The organism is Acidobacteriota bacterium (assembly GCA_033549365.1).
Lineage (GTDB): Bacteria > Acidobacteriota > Aminicenantia > Aminicenantales > Saccharicenantaceae > JAWSUF01.
In genome coordinates this window covers 1-613 of sequence record JAWSUF010000065.1, presented here as the reverse complement: position 1 = coordinate 613, position 613 = coordinate 1, and the positions used below count along the sequence as shown (strand labels likewise).

The 613-nt window shown below is 47.0% G+C and carries 1 rRNA gene; it reads right to left on the bottom strand.

Annotation, left to right across the window (positions count from 1 at the left end):
- Positions 1-109: 109 nt before the first annotated feature.
- Positions 110-613 (bottom strand): 23S ribosomal RNA (locus SCM96_16065); the annotation flags it as partial.

Sequence of the window (613 nt, the reverse complement as noted above, 5' to 3'; positions counted from 1 at the left end):
GACTTGAATATCGCTGCTTGGCAAATCCTTCCGCAATGTTCGCGCAGATGGATTTGCTGGCACTTCGAATTTGATCAGCTAGCCCGTATTGTTCCCTCTTCGGAAAATTCATACTTGCTTTATGAATTTCCAAGGAAACCTTATAGGCTCGTTGAAATACATCAAGATCTTCAAATGATGAAATCATCAGTCTGGCTTTCTGTCCTCTGTATTCTGGTTTCTGACACCCGCAACTTCGGTACTGTGCTTGAGCCCCGGTAAATTTTCGGCGCAAATCCACTAGACCAGTGAGCTGTTACGCTTTCTTTAAAGGGTTGCTGCTTCTAAGCCAACCTCCTGGTTGTCTCAGCAGTTTCACCTCCTTTTCCACTTAGCACAGATTTGGGGACCTTAGTTGGCGGTCTGGGCTCTTACCCTCTCGACCACGGAACTTATCTCCCGTAGTCTGACTCCCGTGATTGAACTTGACGGTATTCGGAGTTTGCATGGGGTTGGTAATCCGGTAGGACCCCTAGCCCAAGCAGTGCTCTACCTCCATCAGTCATCTCACGAGGCTATACCTAAATATATTTCGGAGAAAACCAGCTATCACCGAGTTTGATTAGCCTTTCAC